This window comes from Microbacterium sp. ZW T5_45 (genome assembly GCF_044987415.1).
GTDB lineage: Bacteria > Actinomycetota > Actinomycetes > Actinomycetales > Microbacteriaceae > Microbacterium.
The window spans coordinates 24543-38751 of the sequence record NZ_JBJDRJ010000027.1; the positions used below are offsets into that span (position 1 = coordinate 24543).

The window sequence follows — 14209 nt, forward strand, 5'->3', positions numbered from 1 at the left end:
GCGTTCACCTCGCCGCGCCAGAATCGATGCATGCCTCTCGCCCGACGACTGACGCTCCGCGATGCCGTCGCGATCGGTCTGGGATCGATGATCGGCGCGGGCGTGTTCGCGGTCTGGGGCCCCGCCATCGCCGTCGCGGGCAGCGGCCTGCCCATCGCGCTGGCGATCGCGGCCGTCGTCGCCTATTGCAACGCCACCTCCTCGGCGCAGCTCGCCGCAGCGCATCCGGTGGCCGGTGGCACCTACGCCTACGCGCGGGCCGAGATCGGGCCGTGGTCCGGCTACATCGCGGGGTGGTGCTTCGTGATCGGCAAGATCGCGAGCTGCGCGGCCATGGCGATGACGTTCGCCGCCTACGCCGCTCCTGATGGCTGGCAGACCCCGGTGGCAGTGCTCGCCGTCGCCGCGCTCTGCGCGGTGAACTGCGTCGGCGTGACCCGCACGGCGCTGCTCACGCGGATCCTCGTCGTGGTCTCCCTGCTGGGTCTCGCCACCGTCGTCGCCGCGGGTGCGGTCTCGAACGACGCGGCGTCTGCCGCACCCCTGCCGGATGCCACCGCCTACGGCGTGCTCCAAGGAGCGGGGCTGCTCTTCTTCGCGTTCGCGGGGTATGCGCGCATCGCGACCATGGGCGAAGAAGTCGTCGACCCCGCGCGCACCATCCCGCGCGCGATCGTCGTGGCGCTCGGCGGCGCCGTCGCCGTCTACGCGATCGTCGCACTGACCGTCGTCGGCGTTCTGGGAGCGGGTGCTGTGTCGAGCCCGGCACCCCTCGCCGACGTCGTCGCCGCAGCCGGATGGGATGCCGTCGCTCCGGTGGTGCGGGTCGCGGCCGCAGCCGCATCGCTGGGAGCGCTGCTGGCGCTCCTGACCGGCATCGGCCGGACGACCCTCGCGATGGCGCGCGAGTCGGACCTTCCGAGGTTCCTGGCGGCGATCGACGATCGATGGCAGGTCCCTCGACGCGCGGAGATCACGATCGCCGTGATCGTGATCGGGATCGTTCTGGTCGCCGACGTCCGCGATGCGATCGGGTTCTCGTCTTTCGGAGTGCTGCTCTACTACCTGATCGCGAACGCGGCGGCGTTCCGTCAGCACGGCGAGGCGCGGCGATACCCGCGGGCGCTGCAGGTCGCGGGGGCTCTCGGCTGCCTGCTGCTCGTGAGCACTCTCCCGGTGCTCGCCTCTCTGGTGGGAACAGGTGCGGTCGTGCTCGGCATCGCCGCTCGAGCCCTGCGCCTACGACTCGCGCACGCCTGATCGGCCTGCGGGGACGACCCGGTACGCGCTCGGGGCGATCCCGAGCACGGCCGTGAAGTCCCTCGAGAGGTGGGCGTGGTCGGCGTAGCCCAGCTCCGCGGCGAGCGCGGCGAGGTCCTGCCGGGGATCGGCACGCAGTCGGTCGGCGGCGTCCTGCAGCCGCCGTCGGCGGATCATGGCCGCGGGAGCCACCCCGACGTACCGGTGGGCGAGCCGTTGCAGCGTGCGCACAGACACGGCGAGGCGCGACGCCGCCTCCTCCGGTGAACGCGCGGCGTCCTCGCCGACCAGCGCGTCCACCATGGCATTCGCCTGCCGAGCGGCATCCGTGATGGGCCCGCTCCGGAGCCGGAGCCAGTCCGCGACGACACGTGTGGCGCGGCGATGACGCTCGGGGTCGGTCGTCATCGCCGCGACGACCGCCGTGTGCAGTTCGGGGGCGGCGAGCGCGATCTCACGATCGACGAGCTCGGCCGGTGCCTCGGTCAGCGTCCGGACGGCCGCCGGCCGGAGAAGAGCGCCGACCGCCCATCCGCGTCCTTCCAGATCCCGGTGCGTGGCGATCGACGTCGCGCCGCTGAGGGTCACCCCCTCGGGCTCCACGACGAGGTTGAGCGCCGGATACCCGACGACGTGCTGGCGGGAGACGATCCCGGGTTCGAGATCCCACTCGGGGACCCAGAACCACGCGATGAGGTCACGCGCCTCCTCATCCGCCGGCAGCCGATGGAGCAGCGGGAGGCGACCGGGATAGAGCACACCGCGGGTGGGGTCGACCATTCCACCAGCCTAGGCAGCGGAACCTGTCGCAGATCTTCAAGCGCGGGCGGCATCGCGTTCCTAACCTCGGAGTCATGACAGGCATTCACACCACAGATGGTCGCCCGAACGGCGCGACCTCGCTCACGCCCTTCCTGGCCATTCCCCGCGCGACGCAGGCCATCGAGTTCTACCGGGACGTGTTCGGCGCTCGGGTCGTCGACATCACCGAGTTCGACGGGGTCGTCGTGCACGCGGACCTCGACTTCGGTCTCGGGCTGCTGCAGATCGGCGAGCCGAACCCGCAGTACCACCTGGTCCCCGCGCCCGAAGGCGACGACGACTGCTACTCCCTGGGCCTCTACGTTCCCGATGTCGACGCCGTCGTCGAGAAGGCGGTGGCCGCGGGCTCGACCGTACGCGAGGCGCCGTCGGACTTCGTCTCGGGCGACCGCTACGCGAGCATCCGCGACCCGTTCGGCGTCCGCTGGTCGGTGATGACGAGGGTCGAGGACATCTCGGAAGAGGAGAGCGCGCGCCGCGTCGCGGAATGGGCGGCCTCGTTCAGCGCAGGCGCGGAGTGACCCGTTCCGCCGCACGGCTCGCCGCGGGAAGGAGCGCCTCCGCGGTGCGGCGATAGCCGAGCGGACTCGGGTGGAAGCGGTCCATGCTGAACATCGCCTCCGGCTCGTCGAAGAACATCGGCCCGACGGCGCGGCGCAGGTCGACCGGTTCCGCACCGGTCGCCCGCGCGGTGTCCGCCTGCGCCTCGGCCAGTCGCCGCGACATGCTCGCCGCCAGGCGACGCAGCGGCTGCGGCACCGGGCGCAGCGCACCGAGGTCGGGGCAGGTCCCGACGACCACCTGCGCCCCGCGCTCTCGCAGCCTCTCGATCGCCTCTCGCAGGTATGTCGCCGAGGTCGCCACCGGAATGCGATGCGTGACGTCGTTCCCGCCGACGACGATCACGGCCACATCGGGAAGGTAGTCCGTCGGAAGCCCGTCGAGCTGAGCCGCGAGGTCGGAGGACTCCGAGCCGACCACGGCGCCGGTGCGCAGCCGGACGGGTCGGCGGATGCGCGCACCGAGCGTCTTCGCGAGGCGCCCGCCGAGCGTCTGCTTGCGGGTCTGGGCGCCGAGCCCCGCCGCGAGCGAGTCGCCGAGCAGCAGCAGCTCGAGGGGCTCGCCCTCCAGTGCTCGGCGCCAGACGCGGTCGGCGTCGACGGAGTCCTCCCCCAGCGGCTTTCCGATGCGGCGTCGAGCGATCGCCGCCTGTCGGGTCAGCAGCACGCGCGCGCCGACAGCGGACGCGGTGATGCCGACGACGAGCAGGGTGAGAAGACGGATGCGGCTCACGCGTCGATTCGACCCTATCCGCGTGAACGCATCGTGAACTCGACGGTAGGGCGTTTCGTCTCGCTGCGCTCGCTCAACGACCAGGGGTCTCGCTGCGCTCGCTCAACGACCAGGGCTGCCGGGTCGTTGAGCGAAGAGCGCAGCGAATCGAAGTGACGAGACGTCGCGCAGGCGGACTCAGGAGAGCGGCTTGAGCTCCAGAGCATCCGCTCCCGCCGACACGGTCGCGAACGACGTATAGCCGTCTGCCGCCGAGCGCTCGAGCAATGCCTTGAGGTTCTTCGTCCGCCGCTCGAGACGCACCCGTGCGCCGTCGGCGACGAGAGCGGTCTTGTGCGCGACGAGCTCGCCGACCGGGACGTCGGCGTCGTGGATGAGCACGACAGCGCGCGACACGGCATCCGTCTCTGCCGTGACCAGGTCGACGAGACGCTCGAACCCGAGCGAGAAGCCGACGGCGGGCACCTGTTGGCCGAGGAACCGGCCGATCATTCCGTCGTAGCGTCCGCCGCCGCCGAGCGAGTAGCCCACCGAGGGATGCGCGAGTTCGACGATCGTGCCCGTGTAGTAGCCCATGCCACGGACGAGGAACGGGTCGAAGGCCAGAGGGACCTCATCGCTGCCGCGTCCTGCCGCGACCGCTTCGCCGATGCCGACGAGGTGCGCGACGATGTCGTCCGGCGCCGCCTCGGGCAGCGCCTTGCGGATCTGCCGCTCTCCGTAGGGGTGGAACTCCCTGGTCTGCGGACGAGTCAGGAACGCCTCGAACGCATCGACCGCGGTGCCCGTGGCCGAGCGCTCGCGAAGTTCTGCGGCGACGCCCTCAGGACCGATCTTGTCGAGCTTGTCGATCGTGATCAGCACCCCGGGGCGCTCGTCGACCGAGAAGCCGAAGCTCTCCAGCATCCAGTCGAGCACGCGGCGATCGTTGATGCGCACCGTCGCCCCCTCGAGCCCGAGCGCGTCGAGCGCGTCGAGCGAGGCGACCAGCAGCTCCGCTTCGGCCCGCGAGGAGTCGTCGCCGATCACGTCGATGTCGCACTGCACGAACTGCCGGTAGCGCCCCTTCTGCGGGCGCTCGGCGCGCCAGACCGGGCCGATCTGGATGGCACGGAACACGCCGGGGAGCTGTGCGCGGTTGCTCGCGTAGAAGCGGGCCAGCGGGACGGTGAGGTCGTACCGAAGGCCGAGGTCGGCGAGAGCGGCGGGATCGTCCGCAGCCCCGCGGACCGTGTCGGCATCGAGCCCTCGGCGCAGCACGTTGTAGGCGAGCTTCTCGTTGTCGCCGCCGATCCCCGCATGCAGCCGCGAGTACTCCTCGAGCGCCGGTGTCTCGATCTCGTCGAATCCGTGCGAGCGATAGCGGTCGCGGATGACGGAGAGCACCCGCTCACGGCGGGCCTTGTCAGCGGGGAGGATGTCGCGCATGCCGCGCGGCGGGTTCACAGTAGCCACCCGACCATCTTCCCAGGTCGCGCGTCAGTCCTCGGCCCGGCGATCGTCGACGAGGGCGTCCGATGCCGCGCGCAGCAGCCGCACGGCCGTCTCGATGTCGGCGCCGGAAGGAAGCGCGCCCGAAAGGGTCGTCGCCCAGTGCGCACGCAGCCGGGCGAGGTTGGCACTCGACTGCTCCGTGGGGCGCACCACGACTCCCCGCCCGTCCACGCCTTCGTGCACGCGGGTGATCAGGCCCTTGTTCTCGAGCCCGCGCAGCGCGGTGGAGAGATTCGACCTCTGCAGACCGAGGCGAGCGGCGAGGGCGCTCGGAGCACTCTCGCCCTCCCGATCGAGTGCTCTGAGTGCGAGCCGCTCGTTGACCGTCAGCGGGACGACGCCCTCGGTCGGATGCCGGAAGTCGAGCTCTCTTGCGAGAGCCAGCACGACATCGGCGAGGTCGGCCAGCCTCTCCTCGCTCCGCGCCTCCTCGTCGATGCTCACCCGCCCATCGTAGGTCCGATTCGGAAAAGTAGTTCTAGTTCTATTACTATAGACATATTGTGACGACGACTTCCTCTCCCTCGACAGACTCTCTTCCCACGACGAACCGCTCGGCGATCACGGCCGGGCTCCTGGCGATCCTCGCCCTGCTCTCCGCGGTGGCGCCCTTCGCAACCGATCTGTATCTGCCCGCGTTCCCTGTGATGGCCGCGGAGCTCGGCACCGACGCGACCGGGGTGCAGCTCACGCTCACCGCCTTCCTCATCGGCGTCGCGCTGGGGCAGCTCGTGTTCGGCCCGCTCTCGGATCGGGTCGGCCGTCGCCTCCCCCTTCTCATCGGTGCCCTCGTCTTCGTCGCCTCGAGCGTGGCGACCATCTTCGCGCCGACTCTCGAGGTCCTGATCGCGGCTCGCCTGCTGCAGGGGCTGTCGGGGGCCGCGGGGATGGTCCTCGGTCGCGCGGTGATCTCGGACCTCGCGACCGGACCCGCGGTGGCCAGGGCCATGAGCCTCATGATGATCGTCGGCGGCGTCGCCCCCGTCGTGGCTCCCCTGGTCGGCGGGGCGATCACCGCGCCCCTGGGCTGGCGCGGCGTGCTGGCGGTCGTCCTCGGCATCGCGGTGCTCATGCTCGTGGCCGTCTCGTTCGGCATCCGCGAGTCGCTCCCCCGCTCGCGCCGTGAGGAGCTGGCTCTGCTGAAGCGGTCCGCGGGTTCCCCGCTGCGCGCTCTGCTCTCGCGCGACTACATCGGCTACACCCTCACGTTCGCCTTCGCGTTCACCGTGATGATGGCCTACATCTCGGCCTCGCCGTTCCTCTACCAGTCACTCATGGGCGTGAACGAACTGCAGTACGGTCTGCTCTTCGGCGTGAACGCCCTGGCGCTGATGGTATCGAGCGCGGTCTCGGCGAAGCTCGTGGAGCGGGTGCATCCGCGCCGACTCATCGCGATCGGCCTCGGCGGGGTCGCTGTGGGCGCCGTCGGCTTCCTCGTGCTGGCCTTGATCGCGGCGCCCGCCTGGACGCTCGGCGTCGCGGTGTTCCTCGCCGTCGCCTCTCTGGGCACCGTGTTCGGCAACGCGACCGCGCTCGCCCTCGACGCCGTTCCCGGGGCGGCGGGCAGCGCATCCGCGGTGCTCGGCGCGCTGCAGTTCGGACTCGCCGCCGTCGTCTCGCCCCTGGTCAGCATCGGCGGGGAGGACTCGGCTCTGCCCCTGGGCATCGTGATGGTCGTCGCCACCGCGATCTCCGCCGTCGCCTTCCGCATCGCCCGGCGCTAACCGCGCCGCTCGGCCGCCGTCGCGTCCTCCTCGAGCCGCCTCAGGCGCTCGCGGAGGGCGCGCTCCGCGTCCCACCCGCGCTCGCGCGCGTGGGACACGAGCGCGAGCAGCTCTTCCCCCAGCTGCTCTTCGGAGTCGGGCTGACGTGTCATCCGCGCCGCAGGACGAGGTGCGGACTCGCCGACCCGGCCCAGCATCTTCTGAGCGAGCGCGAGCGCCGGCATGCCGCGCGGGATGCCGTCCAACGCACTGCGACGCGTGCGCTTCTCCGCCGCTTTGGCCGCGTTCCAGTGCACGAGGACCTCCTCGGGAGTCGTCGCCACCGCGTCCGCGAAGACATGCGGATGCCGCCGGACCATCTTCTCTGTGAGCGTCGCCGCGACGTCGTCGATGTCGAAGGGCTCGTCGGCGTCCTGCGCGGCGATCGCGGAATGGAACAGCACCTGCCACAGCAGATCGCCCAGCTCCTCACGCAGATCGGCGCGCGTGCCGTTCTCGACGGCGTCGATCACCTCGTGCGACTCCTCGATGAGGTACGGGACGAGGTCGCGATGAGTGATGCGCTGCGACCACACACAGCGTTCACGGACCGCGCGCATGGTCTCGGCCGCCGCGCGCAGCGGATCGACGGCCTGCCGGAGCGGATCGGTCGGTGCGGTCATCGGGGCTCCTTCGCATCAGGAGGTCGCCGCGGCGACCCGTCGGTACCATCCTGCCCTCAGCGACACGAGAACGGCCGAGAGCAGCAGCGCGATTGCGGAGCCGACCAGCACTCCGAGGATCGCCTGGTCCCGGGTACCGGCGTCACCGGCGAACGCGAGGTTCGCGAGCAGCAGCGAGACCGTGAACCCGATCCCCCCGAGCGCCCCCGCCGCGAGGAGGTCGGCGAAGACGAGCGTCGGTGCAGCACCCCGCGGGCGCAGACGCATCGCGAGCCAGCCGAACGCGGCGATCCCCGCGATCTTGCCCACGGGCAGCGCCACGGCTATGCCCCAGAACGCCGGCGACAGCTCACTCGGCGCGACGGCGGGGATCACGACGAACGCCGCGGTGAAGGCGAAGAGCGGGAGGATGCCGCCGTTCACGATCGGTTCGAGGGCATGGCGGATCCGTGCCGCCGGAACCGGTGCCATCACGAGCCCGAGCGCCACTCCGGCGATCGTCGCATGGATGCCGGACGAGGCGACGAGCCCCCAGGCCATGACGCCGACCACGGCCATCGCGATCGCGATCAGCGGGTGGCCGACCGCATGCAGGGCGCGGCTCAGCAACCAGAAGACGACGACGGCTGCGACAGCGAGCAGCAGCGGGACCCACTGCACGTCGTGGGCGAACAGCACGGCGATGAAGACGATGCCGATGATGTCGTCGAGGATCGCCAGGGCCAGCAGGAACACGCGGACATTCGAGGGCAGCCCCCTGCCGAACATCGCGAGCACGCCGAGTGCGAACGCGATATCGGTCGCGGTCGGGATCGGCCAGCCGGTCCCCGTGCTCGGCCCTCCGGCGATCAGCAGGTACGCCGCGATCGGCACGAGCACCCCTCCCGTCGCGGCGACGGCCGGCTGGATCGCTTTGCCGAAGGAGTCGAGCTCGCCGTGCGTGAGCTCGTGGCGCAGTTCGATCGCGACGACGAGGAAGAAGACGGCGAGCAGGCCGTCGGAGATCCAGTGCGACACCGACAGGTCCAGTGCCGTGCCGGGAAGCGCCAGGTGGGTCTCGAGGACACCGGAGACCGCATCGCGCGTCGGCAGGTTGGCCAGGAGCAGTCCGAGCCCCGCAGCGAGGAGCAGCAGGACAGCCGGGAACCGCTGTCCGCGGAGGGGGTTCGCCGAGATGCGCATCGCCTCCATGCTAGGCGCGGCATCCGCACGTCGTCGCCGTACGTCATGCGGAACGGAGACGCCCACGTGTCCGGCTACGCTCGAAGGGTGACCTCCGCACAGCCTTTCCCCGAGCCCACGAACACCGAGGCGATCCGCGTGATCGGACGATTCGAAGCCGGCCAGGGCATTCCCGATGCCATGCGTTCCGACGTCCGCATGCTCGGGTCCCTCCTCGGCCAGGTGCTGCGCGAGTCCGGCGGCGACGACCTCTTCGAGGACGTCGAGCGCCTGCGACTCGCGACCATCCAGGCGTACGACGAGGAGACCTCCGATGCGTTCGGGCGTGCGGCCGCGATCGCCGAGTCGTTCACCGTCGATCGAGCGGACGAGGTCGCCCGAGCGTTCACCTGCTACTTCCACCTCGTCAACCTCGCCGAGGAGCACCAGCGCATCCGCGTGCTCCGGGAACGCGCCGGTCAGCCGGGGCGCGCCGGCGCCACCGACACCGTCGCAGGCGCGTACGCGCAGTTGCGCTCGGAGATCGGCGACGACGAAGCACAGCGCCGTCTCGAGGGGCTGCGGTTCCACCCGGTGTTTACCGCCCACCCGACCGAGGCCCGCCGCCGCGCGGTGTCGTCGAGCATCCGCCGCCTGTCGGAGCTGCTCACCCAGCACGATGCCGCGAGCGAAGGCGGGTCCGAGCAGCGTCGAGCCCGCCGACGGATGCTCGAGGAGATCGACACCCTGTGGCGCACGGCACCGCTGCGTTCGCAGAAGCCCTCGCCCACCGACGAGGTGCGCACCGTCATGGCCGTGTTCGACGAGACGCTGTTCACCACGGTGCCTCACGTCTACCGGCGCATCGACGACGCCCTGCGCGGAGACGAGTCCGGATCGAGCGCGCCGATCATCCCTCCGTTCGTGCGTATCGGCTCCTGGGTCGGCGGCGATCGCGACGGCAACCCGTTCGTCACGGCATCCGTCACCCGCGAGGCATCGCAGATCGCCTCCGACCACGTGCTGCGCGGCCTCGAGAACGCCCTCGAGCGCATCGGCCGCACGCTCACGCTCGATGCGGAGGACACCCCGCCGTCCGCCGGCGTCACCGCGATCTGGGATGCCTTCGCCGCGGACGAGCCCGAGGCGGCCTCCGACCTCGCGAAGCGTTCGCCCGGCGAGCCCTACCGCCGCACCCTCCTCGTGCTCGCCCGCCGCGTGGCGGCGAAGCGCAGGAACGACGAGCGCGGCTACCAGCGACCCGAGGAACTGCTCGACGACCTGCGCACCGTGCAGGCCTCCCTCCTCGACGCGGGTGCGCGTCGTCACGCCTTCGGCGGCGTGCAGCACCTGATCTGGCAGGTGGAGACCTACGGCTTCCACCTCACCGAGCTCGAGGTGCGCCAGCATTCGCAGGTGCACGCGAAGGCGCTCGCCGAGCTCGAGAGCGGGGAGCCGGTCAGTGCGCAGACCGAAGAGGTGCTCGAAGTGTTCCGCGCGATCGCCGAGATCCAGCGCGATCGCGGTCTGCGCGCGGCCGGTCGCTATGTCGTGTCGTTCACGCAGGCGGCCTCCGACCTCGCGAACGTGCACCGCCTCGCCCGTCATGCACTCGGCGACGATGCCCCGGTACTGGACGTGGTGCCGCTGTTCGAGACCTTCGCCGACCTGCAGGCCGCGCCCGCGATCCTCGCCGAGGCCGTGACGTTCCCCGAGTTCCAGGCGCGCATGGCCGACACCGGCAACCGCCTGGAGGTCATGCTCGGTTACTCCGACTCCTCGAAGGACGTCGGTCCCGTCGCCGCGAACCTCGCTCTCTACGAGGCGCAGGAGAAGATCGCCCTCTGGGCCAAGGACTCCGGCATCGTGCTGACCCTGTTCCATGGCCGCGGCGGCGCGCTCGGCCGCGGCGGAGGTCCCGCGAACTCGGCGATCCTCGCGCAGCCGCCGCACTCGGTCGACGGTCGCTTCAAGCTCACCGAGCAGGGTGAGGTCATCTTCGCCCGCTACGGCGAGCCGGCCATCGCGATGCGCCACATCGATCAGGTCGCCGCGGCGACGCTGCTCGCCTCGTCCCCGACCGTCGAGAACCGCACCAGCGGCGCGGCCGCCCGCTACGCGGAGATCGCCGCGATCATGGACCGGTCGTCGCGTGAGCGCTTCTTCTCGCTGGTGAAGGCCGAGGGCTTCGCCCCGTGGTTCGCCACGGTGACGCCGATGGAGGAGATCGGACTCCTCGCCCTCGGATCCCGGCCCGCCCGGCGCGGCCTGTCGGTCGAGTCGCTCGAGGATCTCCGCGCGATCCCGTGGGTGTTCGCCTGGACCCAGGCCCGCATCAACCTCGCGGGCTGGTTCGGTCTGGGCACCGCACTCGAGGCCGTCGGCGACGAGGCCCTGCTCGCCGAGGCGTACCGCGAATGGCCGCTGCTGCAGACGATGGTCGATAACGTCGCCATGAGTCTCGCGAAGACGGACGAGCGGATCGCCCGCGAGTACCTCGCACTCGGCGACCGCGACGACCTCGCCCAGCTCGTGCTCGACGAGCTCGCTCTCACCCGGCAGTGGGTCGTCCGGCTCACCGGCGGCGAGGGCCTGCTCGTGAACAAGCCCGTCCTGCAGCGCGCCGTCCAGCTGCGCAGCCCCTACGTCGACGCGCTCTCGCTGCTGCAGCTTCGGGCCCTGCGTGCACTGCGCGCGCCGGAGACGGCCACGGGTTCGGGCTCGGAGGAGGAACAGCGTCGACTGCTGCTCCTCTCGGTCAGCGGCGTCGCCGCCGGACTGCAGAACACCGGGTGAGCGCGAGCGTCGCGTGACCGCAACGGCTCATCGAGCCGGCAGGTAGAGTGTGTCTTTCGCCCGATCCGGCGAGCTCTCACGCGACACGATCGCTGTTCCCTTCATCCCCCATGTCAGAAAGCACACGCGTGACTGATCTTTCCGCCGACTTCCACCCCCTGAGCGACCTGGCGCAGCCGGTCTTCGACACGGTCCTGGCCGTCAACCCGAACGAGCCCGAGTACCACCAGGCCGTGCACGAGGTGCTGCACTCGATCGGCCCCGTGCTCGAGCGTCGCTCGGACTATGCCGACAACGGCATCCTCGAACGGCTCGTCGAGCCCGAGCGCCAGATCCTGTTCCGGGTGCCGTGGATCGACGACTCCGGAAAGCTGCAGGTCAACCGCGGCTACCGGGTGCAGTACAACTCGGCACTCGGCCCGTACAAGGGCGGCCTGCGCTTCCACCCCTCGGTGAACATCTCGATCATCAAGTTCCTCGGATTCGAGCAGATCTTCAAGAACGCGCTCACCGGTCAGGGCATCGGCGGCGGCAAGGGCGGCTCGAACTTCGACCCGCACGGCAAGAGCGACGCCGAGGTCATGCGCTTCTGCCAATCGTTCATCGGCGAGCTCTACCGCCACATCGGTGAGCACACCGACGTGCCTGCGGGTGACATCGGTGTCGGCGGCCGCGAGATCGGCTACATGTTCGGCATGTACCGCAAGATCACCAACCGTCACGAGTCCGGCATCCTCACTGGCAAGGGCATCGGCTGGGGTGGAGCGCAGGTGCGCACCGAGGCCACCGGATACGGGGCCGTGTTCTTCGTGCAGGAGATGCTGGCCGTGCACGGCGAGAGCCTCGAGGGCAAGCGCGTCGCCGTCTCGGGTTCGGGCAACGTCGCGATCTACGCGATCGAGAAGGCCACCCAGCTCGGCGCCACCGCCGTCACGGCATCCGACTCCTCCGGCTATGTCGTCGACGACGCGGGTATCGATCTCGGGTTGCTCCGCCAGATCAAGGAGGTCGAGCGCGCTCGGATCGTCGAGTACGCGAAGCGCCGCCCGAGCGCGCGGTTCGTCGAAGGCGGCACCGTGTGGGAGGTGCCGGTCGACATCGCGGTGCCCGCCGCCACCCAGAACGAGCTCGACGGCGACTCGGCGCGCGCTCTCATCGCGAACGGCGTCCGCGCCGTCGCCGAGGGCGCCAACATGCCGTCGACCCCCGAGGCCGTGGAGGCCTTCCAGCAGGCCGGAGTGCTCTTCGCTCCAGGCAAGGCCGCCAACGCCGGCGGAGTCGCGACCTCTGCGCTCGAGATGAGCCAGAACGCCTCGCGTCAGCGTTGGGCCTTCGCCGAGAGCGAGCAGAAGCTGCGCGACATCATGGCCGACATCCACAGCGCGTCGTTCGAGGCCGCGGAACGCTACGGCGTCGAGGGCGACTACGTCGCCGGCGCGAACATCGCCGGCTTCGAGCGCGTCGCCGATGCGATGCTCGCCCAGGGCGTCATCTGATCCGACCGGATCGCACGACGGCGGCCTCCCTGCATGCGCAGGGAGGCCGCCGTCGTCATGCGGGAGGCCGTCAGCTCTCGTCGATCGGCACCTTGATGACCTTGTTGTACCCGGTCACCGCCTGGTTCTCGTCGAACGCGACGACCTTCTGCTGGAAGCCCTTCGTGATCACCGCGAGGTAGATCACGCCGAGGACGGTCCAGGTGATGCCTCCGATGAGCGCATCCGGGTGCAGGTTGACCCAGAGCAGGCCGGTCAGCAGCATTCCGATCGCCGGCATCACGATGTAGTTGAAGATGTCCCGAGGCGTGTGGCGGCGCCCCTTGCGGATGGCGAACCAGGCGAACACCGAGATGTTCACGAAGGTGAACGCGATCAGGGCACCGTAGTTGATCCAGGCGGCGATGAGCTCGAGGGTGAACGGGATCGCGAGCAGGCAGATGGCCCCGACGAGCACGATGTTGAACGTCGGGGTGTGCGTGCGCGGGTTGATGTAGCCGAACACCTTCTGCGGCAGCACGTTGTTGCGGCCCATGACCAGCAGCATCCGCGAGACGGAGGCGTGCGAGGCGAGGCCGGAGGCGAGCGTCGCGCAGAACCCGGCGGCGGTGAGCACCGCCATCAGCACGTCGCCGCCGACGAGCTGACCGATGATCGGCAGGGTCGAGTCCTCGACGAACTGCATGTCGCCACCCGGCGCGAACTCGTTCCAGTCGGGGAACCGCAACTGCGAGACGTACGAGGCGACGAGGAAGATGCCACCGCCGATGAGCACGGTGAGCAGGATCGCCTTCGGCATGATCTTCGGGTCCTTCGCCTCCTCCGCATACATCGTGACGGCGTCGAACCCGATGAACGAGAAGCAGACGATCGTGGCGCCCATGAGAACGGCGCCCATGGTGACCCCGTCATGCAGGAACGGAGCCGCCGAGATCGCGGTCGCTGCGCCCTCCCCCTGGCCGAGCTGGGCCACGACCAGGACGACGAACACGATCATGACGATGATCGAGAACACGAGCAGGATCATGTTGAGGTTCGACGTGCCACGCATCGTGAGGTAGATGACCGACGTCACGAGGATGCAGTAGAGCACGACCCAGATCCAGCCCGGGATGTCGGGGAACATGGCTTCCAGGTAGCTGCGGATGATCAAGCAGTTCACCATCGGCAGCAGCACGTAGTCGATGAGCGAAGTCCACCCGACCATGAATCCGACGTTCGGGTGGATCGATTCGCGCACGTAGGTGTACGCGGAACCCGCACTCGGGATCGCTGCCGAGATCTTGCCGTAGCTGATGGCCGTGAAGACCATGACGATCAGCGCCACGAAGTAGGCGGCGGGCACGGCGTTGTCGGTGTCGCGCGCCACCATGCCGAACGTGTCGAACACGACTGTCGGGGTCATGTACCCCAGGCCGAGGCCGACGATCGCCCACAGGCCGAGGTTGCGCTTGAGGGTTCCACCCCCCTGGGCGAGCGGCTTGGTCTTCATCGTCATCTG

Annotated in this window: 12 protein-coding genes; 5 read left to right on the plus strand and 7 right to left on the minus strand. The window is 69.9% G+C overall.

The window, feature by feature from the left end:
• Window positions 1-30 precede the first annotated feature (30 nt).
• Entirely contained in the window at window positions 31-1260 is a 1230-nt protein-coding gene (locus tag ACI3KS_RS13730) for an APC family permease (protein WP_404919102.1), read from the plus strand.
• Here the strand turns inward: ACI3KS_RS13730 and ACI3KS_RS13735 are convergent.
• On the minus strand, window positions 1240-2040 hold the full coding sequence (locus ACI3KS_RS13735; RefSeq protein WP_404919103.1) for a helix-turn-helix domain-containing protein: 801 nt from the start codon (window positions 2038-2040) through the stop codon (window positions 1240-1242). The two genes, ACI3KS_RS13730 and ACI3KS_RS13735, sit on opposite strands and share 21 nt — an antisense overlap.
• 74 nt (window positions 2041-2114) lie before the next feature.
• Between ACI3KS_RS13735 and ACI3KS_RS13740 the strand changes: the two genes are divergently transcribed.
• Window positions 2115-2603: a VOC family protein gene (locus tag ACI3KS_RS13740; protein WP_404919104.1), complete on the plus strand. Its 489-nt coding sequence runs from the start codon at window positions 2115-2117 to the stop codon at window positions 2601-2603.
• Here ACI3KS_RS13740 and ACI3KS_RS13745 read toward each other — a convergent pair.
• From ACI3KS_RS13745 to ACI3KS_RS13755, 3 genes are all read right to left on the minus strand, one after another.
• Window positions 2584-3375, minus strand: coding sequence for an SGNH/GDSL hydrolase family protein (locus tag ACI3KS_RS13745; protein WP_404919105.1), 792 nt, complete (start codon window positions 3373-3375; stop codon window positions 2584-2586). The genes ACI3KS_RS13740 and ACI3KS_RS13745 overlap by 20 nt on opposite strands.
• A 177-nt stretch (window positions 3376-3552) precedes the next feature.
• The gene (locus ACI3KS_RS13750) at window positions 3553-4803 is read right to left on the minus strand and encodes a histidine--tRNA ligase (protein ID WP_404919130.1); all 1251 of its coding nucleotides are present in this window, start codon (window positions 4801-4803) and stop codon (window positions 3553-3555) included.
• A gap of 51 nt (window positions 4804-4854) precedes the next feature.
• The gene (locus tag ACI3KS_RS13755; RefSeq protein WP_404919106.1) at window positions 4855-5313 is read right to left on the minus strand and encodes a MarR family winged helix-turn-helix transcriptional regulator; all 459 of its coding nucleotides are present in this window, start codon (window positions 5311-5313) and stop codon (window positions 4855-4857) included.
• 59 nt (window positions 5314-5372) lie between these two features.
• On the opposite strand from ACI3KS_RS13755, the gene ACI3KS_RS13760 reads away from it, so the two are divergent.
• Entirely contained in the window at window positions 5373-6593 is a 1221-nt protein-coding gene (locus ACI3KS_RS13760; protein WP_404919107.1) for a multidrug effflux MFS transporter, read from the plus strand.
• Here the strand turns inward: ACI3KS_RS13760 and ACI3KS_RS13765 are convergent.
• Together ACI3KS_RS13765 and ACI3KS_RS13770 are read right to left on the minus strand one after the other, a co-directional pair.
• Window positions 6590-7255 carry a MazG family protein gene (locus ACI3KS_RS13765; RefSeq protein ID WP_404919108.1) on the minus strand — a complete coding sequence of 222 codons (666 nt, stop codon included), beginning with the start codon at window positions 7253-7255 and terminating at the stop codon, window positions 6590-6592. The genes ACI3KS_RS13760 and ACI3KS_RS13765 overlap by 4 nt on opposite strands.
• Window positions 7256-7270: 15 nt before the next feature.
• Window positions 7271-8437, minus strand: coding sequence for a Na+/H+ antiporter NhaA (locus ACI3KS_RS13770; RefSeq protein ID WP_404919109.1), 1167 nt, complete (start codon window positions 8435-8437; stop codon window positions 7271-7273).
• Between the two features lie 87 nt (window positions 8438-8524).
• Between ACI3KS_RS13770 and ACI3KS_RS13775 the strand changes: the two genes are divergently transcribed.
• Both ACI3KS_RS13775 and gdhA read left to right on the plus strand, forming a co-directional pair.
• A complete protein-coding gene (locus tag ACI3KS_RS13775) occupies window positions 8525-11212 on the plus strand; it encodes a phosphoenolpyruvate carboxylase (RefSeq protein ID WP_404919110.1) in 2688 nt (895 codons plus the stop codon).
• 110 nt (window positions 11213-11322) lie between these two features.
• Window positions 11323-12708, plus strand: coding sequence for an NADP-specific glutamate dehydrogenase (gene gdhA / locus ACI3KS_RS13780; RefSeq protein ID WP_404919111.1), 1386 nt, complete (start codon window positions 11323-11325; stop codon window positions 12706-12708).
• A 70-nt stretch (window positions 12709-12778) separates the two neighbouring features.
• Here gdhA and ACI3KS_RS13785 read toward each other — a convergent pair whose 3' ends face one another.
• Window positions 12779-14206, minus strand: coding sequence for an APC family permease (locus ACI3KS_RS13785; RefSeq protein WP_404919112.1), 1428 nt, complete (start codon window positions 14204-14206; stop codon window positions 12779-12781).
• Window positions 14207-14209 lie beyond the last annotated feature (3 nt).

Coding starts and splice junctions, on each gene's coding strand:
- ACI3KS_RS13730 (WP_404919102.1), top strand. CDS start 31: ATGCCTCTCGCCCGACGACTGACGCTCCGCGATGCCGTCGCGATCGGT.
- ACI3KS_RS13735 (WP_404919103.1), bottom strand. CDS start 2,040: ATGGTCGACCCCACCCGCGGTGTGCTCTATCCCGGTCGCCTCCCGCTG.
- ACI3KS_RS13740 (WP_404919104.1), top strand. CDS start 2,115: ATGACAGGCATTCACACCACAGATGGTCGCCCGAACGGCGCGACCTCG.
- ACI3KS_RS13750 (WP_404919130.1), bottom strand. CDS start 4,803: ATGCGCGACATCCTCCCCGCTGACAAGGCCCGCCGTGAGCGGGTGCTC.
- ACI3KS_RS13765 (WP_404919108.1), bottom strand. CDS start 7,255: ATGACCGCACCGACCGATCCGCTCCGGCAGGCCGTCGATCCGCTGCGC.
- ACI3KS_RS13770 (WP_404919109.1), bottom strand. CDS start 8,437: ATGCGCATCTCGGCGAACCCCCTCCGCGGACAGCGGTTCCCGGCTGTC.
- gdhA (WP_404919111.1), top strand. CDS start 11,323: ATGTCAGAAAGCACACGCGTGACTGATCTTTCCGCCGACTTCCACCCC.
- ACI3KS_RS13785 (WP_404919112.1), bottom strand. CDS start 14,206: ATGACGATGAAGACCAAGCCGCTCGCCCAGGGGGGTGGAACCCTCAAG.